Below are 14,393 nucleotides of genomic sequence, written 5' to 3' on the forward strand. Positions count from 1 at the left end.
GTCAGATCATGAGACCGGCGGCCAAAAGTCTACAAGCATCCGTTTCCAGCGCCGACGGTTGTCAAGTCAACGGCTTGTTACCTCGGCGTCCCGCAAACTCGACCTGACGCTGCGGACGAGGACGAGCATGGTTTCCACCGCCTCTTCGTCAGAGAGGCCTTGGTTCTCGACAAGCGACAGCCAGGTCGTGAAGTCCAGCGCATGTCCTATCGTGGCAACGAGCAACCTTGCAGTTCCGCCATCCGGGTCGAGGTAGCCTTGTGAAAGGATCGCGACGCCTTTTGCGAGAACCTCTCGCCGGCGGGCCAGTGCCGCGGCAACCACCGGCATTTCGGCATCGCGATACAGATTTGCGAGGAGTTGCCGCTTGCGCCTGTAATAGCCGTAGAGCTGGAAAAGCGCTGTCCGGAGCCGGACTTCCGGTTCGACGATCGATCGCCAGGCTTCAGGGTTGGGGGGCGGGTCCTGGCCGAACGAATATGCCGAGCAAGCATTAAAGACCGCTTCTTCGTCGGGAAAATGACGGTAGACGGTTAGCCGTTGCACCCCCGCTTTCTCAGCGATGGCGCTCACCGTCGTTCTCGATGGACCCACCGAACAGTGCAGATCGAATGCTGCGCGGGCGAGCGCAAGATGGGTCTCGGCCTGCTTGATCGCGCGTCGCTGCAACCGGTATGAGCGCCGCTGGCCTTCTTTCAGTGAACTCATATGATCACCGATATTGACTTGGGTTCGAATGGCGCGTAGAAATGGGTGATCGGCAGCGTACACCCATTTTCAGGAGGATGATATGGAACACGCAGTGCCTGATCCAAGCCTCCAACGTACGACGGCTTACTCGCCTCACAGCCATTCATCTGATCCCATCACAATTCTGCCTGGAGCCGGTGACCGCTTTGATCTGGGCGGTTTCGGCATCCACTGGAAGATAGACGGATTCCACACCGGGGAGCGCTTCTCCATCGTGCACCATCCGCTCGCCCCTCGTGCGCTGGCCGCGCCCTTGCACCGGCATCACCGTGAAGACGAATATTCATATGTGCTGAGCGGCAGTTTGGGCGCGTTGCTTGGAGAGAACGTTGTTACCGCTGGGCCGGGCACATGGCTGTTCAAGCCGCGAGGCGAATGGCATACGTTCTGGAACGCGGGCGACACGCAGTGCGAAATCATCGAAGTGATTTCGCCTGCCGGCTTCGAGAATTATTTCCGCGAACTGGCCGTCATCTGGCCAGACAGAACAAAGTCCGGCGAGCTTTTGCGGAAGTACGAACTGGATATGGACTTCGATAGTGTTCCAGGCCTCTGCACCCGATTTGGACTGACATCGGCACGCACCGCCGCTGCAACAGTCGCACGGCAGAAATAGATACACGCCTGATCGCCTTGCGAGTGCATGCGGTTTGCGACAGCAGGCCATTGCAGGAGACCCGGAAAGGTTTGACTGATTCCGGTGAAAATCACCGGGTGTGCGGGCGGCACCAGGCCCTTATCGCGTCTCGCCGCTGATCAGCCCGGCACGGTTCTTGATGACCGTCGCAACGAAGCGGATGACGGCGCGCACCGGCGCCTCTCGCGCAGGGCAGTCAGCATCTCACTGACACCGCACGGGAGCCGTCTTCCCCTCGACAAACCTCCCGCTCATCTTCATCGCCCTCATCTTCATCGCCCTTGTAGGCAGCGCCAAAATGGACGAATAGTCATAGCGGCGCGCCGCCGTGAAATTGCCGGCATGCGGTTTCTCAGTTGGCGGCATCGCCGCAGCCGGATCCTGGAATGGCCAGTCCTTTGGAACCACGCAAGAGAAGAGGTCCGATCGCCGCAAGGCTGCTGGCGGTGGATGCGTGGATCGATTCCTCGGTCTACGAAATCGGCTTCAGGGCGCGCCAGTTCTGGGAGGCGGCGACCATCTTCTCGCGGCGTTTCCGCGTCGCCGGCTGGCGCCGCGGCCTGATCGAACTGTTGAGTGAAGGCTTTACGCTCGGTGCCGGCGGCATCGTCGTGCTTTTGGCGCTGGCCTTGCCGGCCTTCCAGATAACCGCCGGCGACTGGCGCACGCAGGGCGACTTCGCCGTCACCTTCCTCGACCGCTACGGCAACGAGATCGGCCAGCGCGGCATCATCCAGCGCGATTCGGTGCCGGTCGACGAGATGCCCGACCATGTCATCAAGGCGGTACTGGCCACCGAGGACCGTCGTTTCTTCGACCATTACGGCATCGATGTGCTCGGCCTGTCGCGCGCCATATTCGAAAATGTGCGGGCCAATTCCGTCGTCCAGGGCGGCTCGAGCATCACCCAGCAGCTGGCCAAGAACCTGTTCTTGACCAATGAACGGACGTTCGAGCGCAAGATCAAGGAAGCCTTCCTGTCGCTGTGGCTCGAAGCCAATCTGTCAAAGAAGGAAATCCTGCAGCTTTACCTCGACCGCGCCTATATGGGCGGCGGCACTTTCGGCATCGAAGCGGCAGCCGATTTCTATTTCGGCAAGAGCGTCAAGGACCTGAACCTTGCCGAGGCGGCGATGCTGGCCGGCCTGTTCAAGGCGCCGACCAAATACGCGCCGCACATAAACCTGCCCGCTGCCCGGGCGCGGGCCAACGTGGTGCTGTCCAACCTGGTCGATTCCGGCTTCATGACCGAAGGTCAGGTGCTGCAGGCAAGATTGCACCCGGCCGAAATCGTCGACCGTGGCGAGCAGAAGAGCCCCGACTATTATCTCGACTGGGCCTTCGACGAGGTCAAGAAGATCGCCGCCAAAGGCGGCCCGCACTCGCTTGTCGCCCACACCACCTTCGACGCCAACATCCAGAAGGCAGCCGAAGAATCGATGGAGTTCCACCTCCGCCAGTTCGGCAAGGAATACAACGTCACCGAGGGCGCCATCGTCGTCATCGAGACCAATGGCGCGGTCAGGGCGATCGTCGGCGGCCGCGACTACGGCGCCAGCCAGTTCAACCGCGCCACCAAAGCACTTCGCCAGACCGGCTCCTCGTTCAAGCCCTATGTCTATGCGACGGCGATGGAGCATGGCTTCACGCCGGATTCGGTGGTCTCCGGCGGACCCATCTCCTGGGGCAGCTGGTCGCCGCACAATTACAATGGCGGGTCGGCCGGCAACGTCACGCTGATCACAGCGATGGCCAAATCGATCAACACCGTGCCAGTGCGGCTGGCCAAGGACTATCTCGGCATCAAGCCGATCAAGGCGATGGCCGAGGCGATGGGGGTCGAGTCGCCGCTGGAATCGCACAAGACCATGGTGCTCGGCACGTCGGGCATGACCGTGATGGACCAGGCGACGGGCTACAGCGTATTCGCCCAGAACGGCTTTGCCGGAACCCGGCACGGCGTCAGCCAACTCTTCACCCGTACCGGCGAGGTGGTCTACGACTTCGCCAAGGATGCGCCGCCGCCGCATCGGGTGCTGTCGGAACAAGCGCTCAAATACATGAACACCATGCTGGCGGCGGTGCCGGTGATCGGCACTGCCCGGCGCGCGGCCCTTCCAAACATCGTCGTCGCCGGCAAGACCGGCACGACGCAGTCCTACCGCGATGCCTGGTTTGTCGGCTTTACCGGCAACTACACAGCCGCCGTCTGGCTCGGCAATGACGACTTCACCGCGACCAACAAGATGACCGGCGGCACGCTGCCGGCCATGGTGTGGCAGCGCCTGATGCTCTATGCGCACCAGAATATCGACCTCAGACCGATCCCCGGCCTCGATCACCCCTTCGTCGATGCCGAAATCGCCGCCAAGGCCGAGGAAGCGGAAAAGAAGAACGCCGAACAGGCAGCTGCCGACGCCGCCGCCGAGCGTCCGCCGGTGCTGTCTAGCCGGACCACCCAGACCCTGAAGGAACTGACCAAGCTGTTCCAGGCGGCGCCCGTGCTCGACGCGCCCGCTGCACCGGAGACCCTATCGGCGCTGTGACTTGGGCGCGGCTTTCCCTTCTCCCCTTGTGGGAGAAGGTGGATCGGCGCGCAGCGTCGAGACGGTTGAGGGGTGCTGGACGGAGCACCGCCTTTGCCAAGCTGGAACACCCCTCATCCGACCGAGCTTCGCTCGGCCACCTTCTCCCACAAGGGGAGAAGGGAGACCCGCGTGCTTGCCATGCCCACTGCCTCGCGATATCCCAAATGGCGCTTCGCCTTCTAATCCCCGGCCTCCTCATGCTCAAGAACGCCTTCCTGACACTGCTCTCGCTTGCCATCGCCGTCGTCGGCGGTGGCGGCAGCGTCTGGTATGCACTGAAGCTGCAGGACGGCGTCGGCGCCATCAGGATCGGCCAATGGACCGCCTTCCCGGATATCGGCACGCCGACGGCAGATCCCTATTCGAAGGCCCGCGTGGCTCGCGAAGGCGTGCTGGCGCTCGGACAGGCGGAAGGACTGTCCTTCATAGCCGAGCGCGATTCCGGCGGCGAACAGCTCAAGCGGCAATGTGCCTACAAGATTGCGGGCGGCTTTCCCACCGCCCGGTTCTGGACGCTTTATGCCGCCGACCAGTCGCTTGGCGTGGTCGAGACCGGCAAGCCGAGGCCGGCTGCGCTGCAGTCCTATCAAGTGCTGCGCCAGGCCGACAATTCGGTGGTCATTTCCGTCGGCAGCCGCCCTGCGCCCGGCAATTGGCTGCTGACCAGCGGCGCCGGCAAGATGTACTTGGTGCTTACGTTCTACGACACGCCGATCGCCAGCAGCACCGGTCTCTCGGACGTCACGCTGCCGCAGATCCAGAAGGTCGGCTGCAATGCGTAGCCTGCTGCATGCCGTGCTGCTCGGCCTGCTCGGTGCCGGCATCGTGCACATCATCGTGCTGCTGCTCGTCCCCGAGTTTTCCGAACGCGACGCCTGGTCGCGATTGGCCATGGCTTCGGATCTCTACAAGATGACCAGGCTCGACGCGGAAGCCGGCGGCGCGCCGGTGGTGAAATCGGTCGATCCGCTGTTTTATGCGGCGGCTTGCCGCTTCGATCTTGCCGAGGGGATGGTGCGGGTCAAGGCGCCGGGAACGGTGCCGTTCTGGTCGATATCGGTCTACGACCGCGGCGGCCACAACATCTACTCGTTCAACGACCACAGCGCGACCGCAGGCGTGCTCGACACCGTTGTGCTGACGCCCGCCCAGATGATCGAGGTGCGCAAGGATCTTCCCGAGGAACTGCAAGGGGCCATCTTCGTCGAGGCGCCGATAGAGGAAGGCGTCTTCGTCATCCGCTCGTTCGTGCCCGACGACAGCTGGAAGCCGATCGTCTCGCGGTTTCTCGAACAGAGTTCCTGCGAACTGCAGGATTTTTAGGCCCGTTCCGACGCTCAGTGATGCGGTACCGGCAATGTCCCCGAAGGTCCCGGCTTGTCGGGGCCTGCCGGCCGCGTTTCGCCTGTCTTCGGCCGCTGCTCGTAGCGCACCCCGGGAAAGATGATCACTGCCGCCGGCGCGGTTTGTTGTGCTCGATTGGTTGCCGCCGTTCGCGGCACGAAAGACAGTACCATGCCCATGGTTCGCGTATTCCTCTCGGTTGCCCCGGAGCACAACGCAACGCCTCCACAGTCGATTAAGAAGGCAGTAGGTTAACGGAGCGCTAACGGATCGCCGCTAAATTGATCTTTGTTCTTGGGAAACGCGAAACCGGTACAGCCCGGCAGAGCGCTGTCCAGATCGTGTCGAGTGTCGGGCGTATCCTTCGTGTCAGCTTCGGATTTCAGGCAAATCGCAGCAGGAGCTGAATCGGGAAAGGCCGAAAGGCTGTTTCGCGCCGCGGTATCGGCGTTCTGCTCGCTCACCCGCCCTTCGCGCCGGGAAATCGCGCAACTCGAAGACCTGACGCTGCCGCTTTTCGACAATGTCTCGGTCGAATCGCGCCGCTACGTCGCGGCAGCCCTTTCCGAATGCGAATATGCACCCGCCGCACTGGTGCGGCGGCTTTGCCAGGAGCGGGTCGACATCGCAGCTCCGCTGCTCATCCGCTCGCGCGCCCTCAGCGACGTCGACCTGATCGCGCTGATCGGGCGTCACGGCCTGCCGCATGCCCGTGCCATTGCCCGCCGCAAGGATCTCAATCAAACGATCGCGGATCTCATCAAAGTGCTCGAAAGGCCGACGCTGGTGCGGTCGCAGCAGCAGCCGGAAACAACCGCCAAAGCCGCGTCCGAAAACGCCGAAGTGGTTGCGGGCGAGGTCAACAGGCAAGAGGCTTCCGATGCCGCTGAAACTGTACGCCGCAGGCTGCGATCCATGATGCGCGCCGAGAGCGGCGCCGCCATCAGTCCGTTCGTCGAGCCACAAACCTATGTCAAGCTGCGCGAGACCGCGCTGACCGGCAATGCGGCATTCTTCCAGACAGCGCTCGCCGATGCGCTCGAAGTCGATTTTTCAACGGCGCGGACGCTCACCGCGAGCCACAATTACACACCGCTGCTGGCCGCCTTGCGCGCGCTCGACCTTAGTGAAGACAAGGCGTTCCTGATCACGGCGGCCATCTATCCGACCGAGTTTCCGCACCCGCAGGCGATCCGCATCTTCCTCGACCGCTACCGCCTGCTGCACCGCGACGCGGCGTTGGACAGGCTCCGCGGCTGGAAGGCCGACACCGTATCGAAAATTGTTCGCAAGCCTGGGCGCGTCGCCGCAAATGCCGACCTGCGCAAGCCGAACAGCGCCGATATAGCCGCCACCCCAAAGGCGCGTCGCATCTGAAGGCTTGCCGTTACGACGCCTTGACCGAGATAAGCTCCTCGACGGGAATGGCGCCCGCCTCGATCTCGACTACCCAGATATCCGGATCGAATCTCTTCTCGCGCTCCAGCCGCGCGTCGAAGATGGCGGCATCGTCGCCTTCGCCAAGCAGGCTGAAAAAACGGTCGTCCGGCCTGGCTGAATCGTAACTCGTCTGCGGCGCCGGCCCGAACAGCGCTATCTCCCCCAGCCTGCCCCGCGCCAGCACGAAAACCGCGCCGGCTTCCGTCGCGCCGCGCTTGACCACGGCGGCAAAGCCGCCGGCGCTGAAAACCCGGCGCAACAGCGCCGACACCCACAGATCGGTGGTTACCCGCATGGAGAATTCCTGGACATGCGGCGGTCCTTACAGCATTGGCCGGAAAACCGTAACCGGTCTTTGCCGAGCGACCGGCGAGCGGCCGTCACGACCCTTAGTTGGTCAGGCCGATCTCGCGCATCTTGACGTAGACGATCTCGTCTGGCTCGCCGGTCTCCGGCAAGCCGAACAGCGCCTGGAATTCCTTGATCGCGGCCTTGGTGCGCGCGCCTACGACGCCATCCAATTGAATGTCGTCATTGCCGAACGCTTTCAGTCCGGCCTGGATCTTGACGATGCGGGGATCCGGCGCCACCGCATTTGCCGGTGCGGACGCTGGAATGGCGGCTGGAACAGCGACCGTTTCGACCGGCCGCGGCACGGGATGCGGAACCACGGCTGCGGTCGTCGGCGTGGCACCCAGTTGATCCAGCAGGACGCTGTCGATCTCGCCGGAGGCATTCAATCCGACCTTCTGCTGATAGGCCTGGATGGCCTTGCGCGTATTCGGTCCGGGAATCCCGTCCACGGTGCCGGAATAGAAATCGAGATCCTTCAAAATGCCCTGGACCTGTTCGACGACCGGGTCGCTCTTGATCGGCGCAGCGGCCGGACGCACGATATTGATGGTGGTTTCGGGCTCGTCGCTGTCCGCCCGGGGAAAGCGCTCGATACTCCTGGTGGCGAAAAACGCGCCGGCATGCGGAAATGGCTGGTACCAAAGCGCGTTCGCCGAGACGTAGAACAGCGTCACCAGGAATGCGGTGGAGCCGCCGACCACAACAGGATTGCGCGAGATCAGGCTGCCCAGAGCCATAGCTCCGTGCTCGAAGGCATTGCCGCGGCGTTTGACCGCCTTAGGCTGTTTTGCGGAGCGACCCATTGCTCTCCCCCTTGCCACCGTCCGCTCTGGCTTTGGCCGCGGACATCGGCACCACGCCGGCCTTCTCCGCCGAGCGGCCCGTCGGGCCGCTCACGGGAAGGCTGATCGTCACCGTAGTGCCCTCGCCCGGCATGCTTTCGATCGACATGGTGCCCTCGTGCAGCGCCACCAGCCCCTTCACCAGCGAGAGCCCGAGGCCTGTGCCTTCGAAACGGCGGGTATAGTCGTTCTGGATCTGCATGAACGGCTTGCCGAGATTGGCGAAATCTTCCTCGGCGATGCCGATGCCAGTATCCCGGACCCAGAAATGCAGCCGCGAGCCGATGCGCTTGGCGCCGATGACGACATTGCCGCCTTCGGGCGTGAACTTGATCGCGTTAGAGACGAGATTGATCAGGATCTGCTGCACGGCGCGACGGTCGGCATTTATTTCGCCTGCGTCCGGCGCGATCTGGGCCTGCAGATCGATGGCCTTTGCCTCGGCTTGCAGGCGCATCATCGATTGGCACATCTCGACCGCTTCGCGGAAGCGGAACGGTTCCGGTTCGGTCGCGTAGGCGCCCGATTCGATCCGCGATACGTCGAGTATCGAGGTGACGACGGCGAGCAGGTGCTGGCCCGAATCCCTGACCAGCCCGACATATTCCTTCTGGCGCGGATCCTTGAAGCTGCCGAACATCTCGTGCAGCAACATGTCGGAAAAGCCGATGATGGCATTGAGCGGGGTGCGCAACTCATGGCTGACGACGGCAAGGAAGCGTCCTTTCGCCACCTCGGCGGAGGCAGCCGCCTCATTGGCGGCGGCAAGCTCCTGGCGCAGTCCGGCCAGTTCGTCGTTCTCGCGCAGAAGAAGCGTAAAGACAGTCTCCTGCCCCGGCGCGCGCATCATCTCGAGCGAGAACGGCCGGTAATTGTCGGCCGTCACGCCACTGCTCTGCGGCAGCCGTACGCGAAGGTCGAGCCGGCGCGACAGGGCGCCATCGCGCATATCGGCCAGCGCACTGAGATACGGGACGCGGTCGGACAGATGGATGCGATCGAAAAGTCCGGTGCCGAAAAGCAGCTCCGGTGGCAGCCGCAGCATAGTGCGTGCCTTAGCCGAGACGTCCAGAACCTCGCCATGCGCCGCGATTCGCAGCACGACGGCGTCGATGAGGTCTTCGAGCCGGTGGCTGCCGGCCGGATCGAACTGTGCGCTGGCGGCGCCGCGAAGCGGAGCGATACGCGGAATGAGCGTGAGTGCCCAGGCCAGTGGTACCAGCCAGTGCCATGCGGCGATTTCGGTCTGGTCGAGCGGCAAGACGGAACCGGCTAAAGGCTGCAGCAAGACTGCGACAAAGGCCGATATGGCGCCCCAGATCACGGCACGGCGCGACTGGCCGATCCACCACGCTTCAAACGGCACCGCCACCGCGAGCAAGGCAACCGGCGAGGCCACACCGCCGGCGGCAGCGATAAGGGCACCGAGGGCAACGCTGCCGACGACCAAGGCGAGTTGGCCGGCCAGGGTCATCTTGCCCGATGCAGCCACCAGCAGGGCGGCGAACCAGCAAAGGCCGAACGCCGCAAAGATGGCAGCCACGGTCACGGCCGCGCCCATGCCCGACGTGACCAGCGTCACCGCTGCACCCGCGCTGAAGAAAGGAGCCGCCAGCATGGCGCCAATGAACCGACTGTGGCGGCGACGATCGCTCTGGCCGAGCACGGACGGATGAACCATCCGTTCGCAACCGGCGGCTATCGCGCCCGGCAACTCGGCGTATCTGGCCTTGATCGCACTCAACTCAACGCACCCGGTCGTGAACGGCCCTGCTTTGCAGGCGGCTTTTGTCGATTCCGAAACTCGCATCCAGCGTTTAAGGAATGGATAAGGCTGGGCCGATGGTCCCCCGGCAGGCTGCAAATATCGGGATACCGGCGGGGAAAAACCGGGGCAATTGCCGCCATAGTAAACGGAGCGTTATCCACACCGCCCGCGCCTGAACCTACGACCGATGGCATCAAACTGTCGCCGATTAAGAAAATGATAATGAAAAACAATAGGTTGGATGGTTATCATTTGCTGAATAAAATCTGAGCCGTTCGAGGCAAATGAACTTCAAAACGCTTCGTTTCGAATCTACCTAAAATTTAAGGAAAACTGTTGCTTTCGGGACAAGCCGTCCTTTGCGCGTCTGTGTCAGTATCGCGGTACAAGGGTCGTGCGGTTCGGATGCATGACGTCATAAAGGACAGACAGATGGGCTTTCTGATAAGAGCTGCTTTCTGGTTTTCGCTGGTGCTTCTGGCGCTGCCGCTGGGTGTCGGCGCCGATGATGCGGGCCGCGAAAGCGTCGGGCCGCTCCAGGCGCTGTTTGCGGCGCGCGAAGCCGTCGGCGATATCGCCGGCATCTGCGAGCGCAAGCCGGACGTGTGCGAGACCGGCAAATCGGCAATGCACACCATCACCGCCCGGGCCAGGGAGACCGCCAAGATCGCGGCCGCCATGCTGGACGACAAGGCCGCTGAACCCGATACGGTGACGACCACCGGCAGCGTGTCCGAGGAAATCGTGTTGCCGGCGAAAGTCGATTTGCCGGCGAAAGTGCACTTGCCGGCGAAGAACTGAGACTGTTTCGGCCGAATTCATCGCTAAACCGCAAGGCTCTCGCTCTCGGCACCTGCGGCGTTTCTCCTCTTTTTCCGTGACGTGGCAGCGCCGGATGACTATATCCGGGGGAATGACGACGACGATCCAGACCATCCGCGACGACTTTTCCCTGCTCGACGAGTGGGAAGACCGCTATCGCTATGTGATTGAACTGGGTGAAGCGCTGCCGCCGTTTCCCGACGAGCAACGCATACAAGCCAACAAGGTGCCCGGCTGCGTCAGCCAGGTCTGGCTGACCACCGAGCAAGGCGGGGGTGTCGACCCCGTTATCACCTTCAAGGGCGATTCCGACGCGCATATCGTGCGCGGCCTGGTCGCCATCATGCTGGCGCTGTTTTCGGGACGGCCGGCCAGCGAAATCCAGAGGACCGACGCAGAGGCCACATTGAAGGCACTCGGACTTGACGAGCACCTGTCGCCGCAGCGCGCCAATGGTCTTCGCTCGATGGTCAAGCGCATCAAGCGTGACGCCGAGGCAGCGCTGAAGCAGACCGCCTGACCGGACGGCAATTGCCGGCGGCATGAAGAACTGGCGGCCTGAGCTTGGTCTCCCCACAATGCGAAAACGGCGCCTGTAGGCGCCGTTTGAGTATCAAACCGGAAGAGCCGCTTGTCAGCGTCCCTTGCGCTTGCGGCCGAGACCCATCTTCTTGGCGAGCTGCGAACGGGCGGCCGCGTAATTGGGCGCAACCATCGGATAGCTCGGGTCCAGGTTCCACTTTTCACGATACTGGTCGGGCGTCAGATCATAGTGGGTCATCAAGTGACGCTTGAGCGACTTGAACTTCTTGCCGTCTTCGAGACAGATGATGTAGTCGTCATGCACCGACCGCTTCGGATTTACCGCCGGCTTCTGCTTGTCGGCAGGCGGCTGCTCGGCGGCCCCGCCGACACGCCCGAGAGCGGCATGGACATCGGCGATAAGGTTCGGCAGTTCGCCGACCGGTACGGGATTGTTGCTGACATAGGCAGCCACCACGTCGGCGGTGAGCTCGATCAGCGCGTCACTGTTTCTGGAAGGTGTTTCGGTAATATCCATGGCGTTCAGGCCCCAACGAGAATTGTTTCTGTTTGCGCCCGTTTCGATAGTTGGGCATCGCGCGAACTTGTGCAGGAAAAAGCCTCCGCGATTCGCGTCGCGGCATCTTAATGGGCCGGGCCGCCAAGTAAGTCAATTCGCTTCTTTCGGTCTATTCAGCGATACAAGTCAAATCTTCCATATTCAGCTTCACTCTTTCGTGCAAAGCGTAACTTTGCCGTTTTTTCTGGTCAGACCAGCATCGACTGACGCCGCGGCAAGCAGCCATTACACAAACGGCAGCAGGTAAATAGAGTTCGATGCTTGACCCTGCCGGCGGCATTACAGCCTGGATGATCGGCGGATTCAGTAAAATCATAGGTTGCGAAGCGTTACTGTTGCTCGCGAGCCGTCGCCGGAGCGGTGCGCTGTGTCATTGAAATGGGGTAATGTATTTCCGTAGACCCAGCCATATCGGCCACTTGCCAAGCCGCGAAGGCAGTTGCATGAGATTGACCGGCACTGGCAGGGTCATCGCAGCGACGGCGAGAACCGCGGCAGTCCGAGAAGAAATATTCGTTATCCGCTCCTCCAGCCCGTCCTCTCGAGCCACCACGACAATAGATCATAGCCCTTGAACCCGCGCTGCTCGGCGTGTTCATTCGCCATTCAAGTAGCTTCCACAGCGAGACGCAATGACCAGAACCCCAGTGTTTCCGACCGCCACGCCGCCGCAGCCGGAGAAGCGGCCGATCTTCGACACGCATCACGGCATAACGCGGACGGACGATTATGGCTGGCTGAGGGCCGCCAATTGGCAAGAGATGTTCAGGGATCCGTCCCTGCTCGACGGCCAAATCCGCGCCCACCTCGAAGCCGAGAATGCTTACCAGGCGGCGCTGATGGCCGATACGGTCCAACTGCAGAAGCAGCTTTTCGCGGAAATGAAGGGACGCATCAAGGAAGACGATTCTTCCGTGCCGATGAAGGACGGACCTTACGCCTACGGCTCCTCCTTCAAGCTTGGCGGCCAGCAGCCGCGTTATTTCCGCACGGCGCGTGACGGCGGCGACAAGCAGATATTGCTCGACGGCGATGCCGAGGCCGAGGGCAAGCCCTATTTCCGCCTGGGCGGCGTCGATCATTCGGACGACCACAGCAAGCTGCTCTGGGCCTTCGACGACAAGGGTTCCGAATTCTACACGCTGCGCGTCCGCGATCTGGCCGGCGGCAACGATCTGGCGGACAGGGTCCCGGACACCGGCGGCGGCGGTGTGTGGGATGCCGGCAATGACGGTTTTTTCTACACCCGCCTCGACCCCAACCACCGTCCTTCCAAAGTGCTGTTCCATGCGCTTGGCGACGGTCCTGAAAACGACCGGCTGATCTACGAGGAGACCGATCCCGGCTTCTTCATGGATGTCGGCGGCACGCGCTCCAACGAGTGGATCATGATCGGCATCAACGACCATGAGACCTCGGAATACCGCATCATGAGCGCCGACGATCCGTTCGCAGAGCCGAAGCTGGTTGCGGCGCGCCAGACGGGCCTGCAGTACGAACTCGAGGAAGGCGGCGACATCTTCTTCATCCTCACCAATGCCGACGGCGCCAAGGACTTCAAGATCATGACGGCGCCGGCCCATGATCCGGTGCGCGCCAACTGGCAGGAACTGGTGCCGCACGAAGCGGGCCGGCTGATCCTTTCGGTGATCGGCTTCAAGGACCACATGGTCCGGCTCGAGCGCAAGGAAGGCCTGCCGCGCATCGTCGTGCGCGACCGCAAGAGCGGCGAGGAGCACCTGATCTCCTTCGACGAGGAAGCCTTCTCGCTCGGCCTGTCCGGCTCCTACGAATACGACACCGAGATCATGCGCTTTTCCTATTCGTCGATGACGACCCCGGCGCAGGTCTTCGATTACAACATGCGCACCCGCGAGCGGGTGCTGCTCAAGACCCAGGAAGTGCCGTCCGGCCACGACCCGGAGCACTACGTCACGCGCCGGCTGATGGCGCCTGCCGCCGACGGCGAACTGGTGCCGATCTCGCTCCTCCATCACCGCGACACACCGCTCGACGGGTCCGCCCCTTGCCTGCTTTACGGCTACGGATCTTACGGCATAGCCGTACCCGCCGCGTTCAACACCAATCTGTTTTCGCTGGTCGACCGCGGCTTTGTCTACGCGATAGCCCATGTTCGCGGCGGCAAGGACAAGGGCTATGGCTGGTACGACGACGGCAAGCGGGCGAACAAGATGAACACGTTCACCGATTTTGTCGCTGCCGCCCACCACCTTGTCGCCGAACGCTATACGCAGCATGACCGCATCGTTGCGCAAGGCGGTTCGGCCGGCGGCATGCTGATGGGCGCGGTCGCCAACATGGCGCCGCAATGCTTCGGCGGCATCGTCGCCGAGGTTCCCTTCGTCGACGTGCTCACCACCATGCTCGACGCCAGCTTGCCGCTGACGCCGCCGGAATGGCCGGAATGGGGCAATCCGATCGCGTCGGCGGAGGATTACCGGACCATCGCCGCCTACTCGCCCTACGACAATGTCGCCGCACTCGACTATCCGCCGATCCTGGCGCTGGCCGGCCTGACCGACCCGCGCGTCACTTATTGGGAGCCGGCCAAATGGGTGGCGCGGCTGCGCGACCGCAAGACAGGTGGGAATCCGGTGCTGTTCAAGATCAACCTGGATTCAGGCCATGCCGGCGCCTCCGGCCGGTTTTCAAGACTGGAGGAAATCGCCTTCACCTACGCCTTCGCGCTCAAGGTGACGGGCAAGGCCGAGCTTGCGGCGTGAGC

Annotated in this window: 14 protein-coding genes; 8 read left to right on the plus strand and 6 right to left on the minus strand. The window is 62.5% G+C overall.

Annotated features, from left to right (window positions below; genetic code table 11):
* Positions 1–66: 66 nt before the first annotated feature.
* On the minus strand, positions 67–771 hold the full coding sequence (locus tag NKI19_RS10435; protein ID WP_352490841.1) for a TetR/AcrR family transcriptional regulator: 705 nt from the start codon (positions 769–771) through the stop codon (positions 67–69).
* Positions 772–790: 19 nt separating this feature from the next.
* On the opposite strand from NKI19_RS10435, the gene NKI19_RS10440 reads away from it, so the two are divergent.
* The 4 genes from NKI19_RS10440 (at position 791) to NKI19_RS10455 (ending at position 5,298) form a co-directional block, all read left to right on the plus strand.
* Positions 791–1,366 carry a cupin domain-containing protein gene (locus NKI19_RS10440; protein ID WP_352490840.1) on the plus strand — a complete coding sequence of 192 codons (576 nt, stop codon included), beginning with the start codon at positions 791–793 and terminating at the stop codon, positions 1,364–1,366.
* Positions 1,367–1,773: 407 nt separating this feature from the next.
* Positions 1,774–3,933, plus strand: a complete 2,160-nt coding sequence (locus NKI19_RS10445) for a transglycosylase domain-containing protein (protein WP_352490839.1) — start codon at positions 1,774–1,776, stop codon at positions 3,931–3,933.
* Between the two features lie 239 nt (positions 3,934–4,172).
* The gene (locus NKI19_RS10450) at positions 4,173–4,757 is read left to right on the plus strand and encodes a DUF1214 domain-containing protein (protein WP_352449049.1); all 585 of its coding nucleotides are present in this window, start codon (positions 4,173–4,175) and stop codon (positions 4,755–4,757) included.
* Complete coding sequence (locus tag NKI19_RS10455; RefSeq protein ID WP_352490838.1) at positions 4,750–5,298, plus strand: DUF1254 domain-containing protein; 549 nt, start codon at positions 4,750–4,752, stop codon at positions 5,296–5,298. The genes NKI19_RS10450 and NKI19_RS10455 overlap by 8 nt, the downstream gene beginning before the upstream one ends.
* Positions 5,299–5,312: 14 nt before the next feature.
* Here the strand turns inward: NKI19_RS10455 and NKI19_RS10460 are convergent, their stop codons facing one another.
* Entirely contained in the window at positions 5,313–5,498 is a 186-nt protein-coding gene (locus NKI19_RS10460) for a hypothetical protein (protein WP_352490837.1), read from the minus strand.
* Positions 5,499–5,685: 187 nt separating this feature from the next.
* On the opposite strand from NKI19_RS10460, the gene NKI19_RS10465 reads away from it, so the two are divergent.
* Entirely contained in the window at positions 5,686–6,696 is a 1,011-nt protein-coding gene (locus NKI19_RS10465) for a DUF2336 domain-containing protein (protein ID WP_352566133.1), read from the plus strand.
* A gap of 10 nt (positions 6,697–6,706) precedes the next feature.
* Here NKI19_RS10465 and NKI19_RS10470 read toward each other — a convergent pair whose 3' ends face one another.
* The 3 genes from NKI19_RS10470 to NKI19_RS10480 form a co-directional block, all read right to left on the minus strand.
* Positions 6,707–7,054, minus strand: coding sequence for a DUF1491 family protein (locus tag NKI19_RS10470; protein WP_352454316.1), 348 nt, complete (start codon positions 7,052–7,054; stop codon positions 6,707–6,709).
* A 94-nt stretch (positions 7,055–7,148) separates the two neighbouring features.
* Positions 7,149–7,916, minus strand: coding sequence for a peptidoglycan-binding domain-containing protein (locus NKI19_RS10475; protein WP_352566132.1), 768 nt, complete (start codon positions 7,914–7,916; stop codon positions 7,149–7,151).
* Positions 7,891–9,636 carry an ATP-binding protein gene (locus NKI19_RS10480; protein ID WP_352566204.1) on the minus strand — a complete coding sequence of 582 codons (1,746 nt, stop codon included), beginning with the start codon at positions 9,634–9,636 and terminating at the stop codon, positions 7,891–7,893. The genes NKI19_RS10475 and NKI19_RS10480 overlap by 26 nt, the downstream gene beginning before the upstream one ends.
* Before the next feature lie 519 nt (positions 9,637–10,155).
* On the opposite strand from NKI19_RS10480, the gene NKI19_RS10485 reads away from it, so the two are divergent.
* Together NKI19_RS10485 and NKI19_RS10490 are read left to right on the plus strand one after the other, a co-directional pair.
* On the plus strand, positions 10,156–10,524 hold the full coding sequence (locus NKI19_RS10485) for a DUF5330 domain-containing protein (RefSeq protein ID WP_023677842.1): 369 nt from the start codon (positions 10,156–10,158) through the stop codon (positions 10,522–10,524).
* 112 nt (positions 10,525–10,636) lie between these two features.
* A complete protein-coding gene (locus tag NKI19_RS10490; RefSeq protein WP_023677843.1) occupies positions 10,637–11,065 on the plus strand; it encodes a SufE family protein in 429 nt (142 codons plus the stop codon).
* Positions 11,066–11,179: 114 nt separating this feature from the next.
* On the opposite strand, the gene NKI19_RS10495 is transcribed toward NKI19_RS10490, so the two are convergent.
* On the minus strand, positions 11,180–11,605 hold the full coding sequence (locus tag NKI19_RS10495) for a Ros/MucR family transcriptional regulator (protein WP_023677844.1): 426 nt from the start codon (positions 11,603–11,605) through the stop codon (positions 11,180–11,182).
* 674 nt (positions 11,606–12,279) lie between these two features.
* On the opposite strand from NKI19_RS10495, the gene NKI19_RS10500 reads away from it, so the two are divergent.
* Complete coding sequence (locus tag NKI19_RS10500) at positions 12,280–14,391, plus strand: S9 family peptidase (RefSeq protein ID WP_352566131.1); 2,112 nt, start codon at positions 12,280–12,282, stop codon at positions 14,389–14,391.
* Positions 14,392–14,393 lie beyond the last annotated feature (2 nt).

The sequence above is a fragment of the Mesorhizobium sp. M0751 genome (assembly GCF_040320265.1).
Lineage (GTDB): Bacteria > Pseudomonadota > Alphaproteobacteria > Rhizobiales > Rhizobiaceae > Mesorhizobium.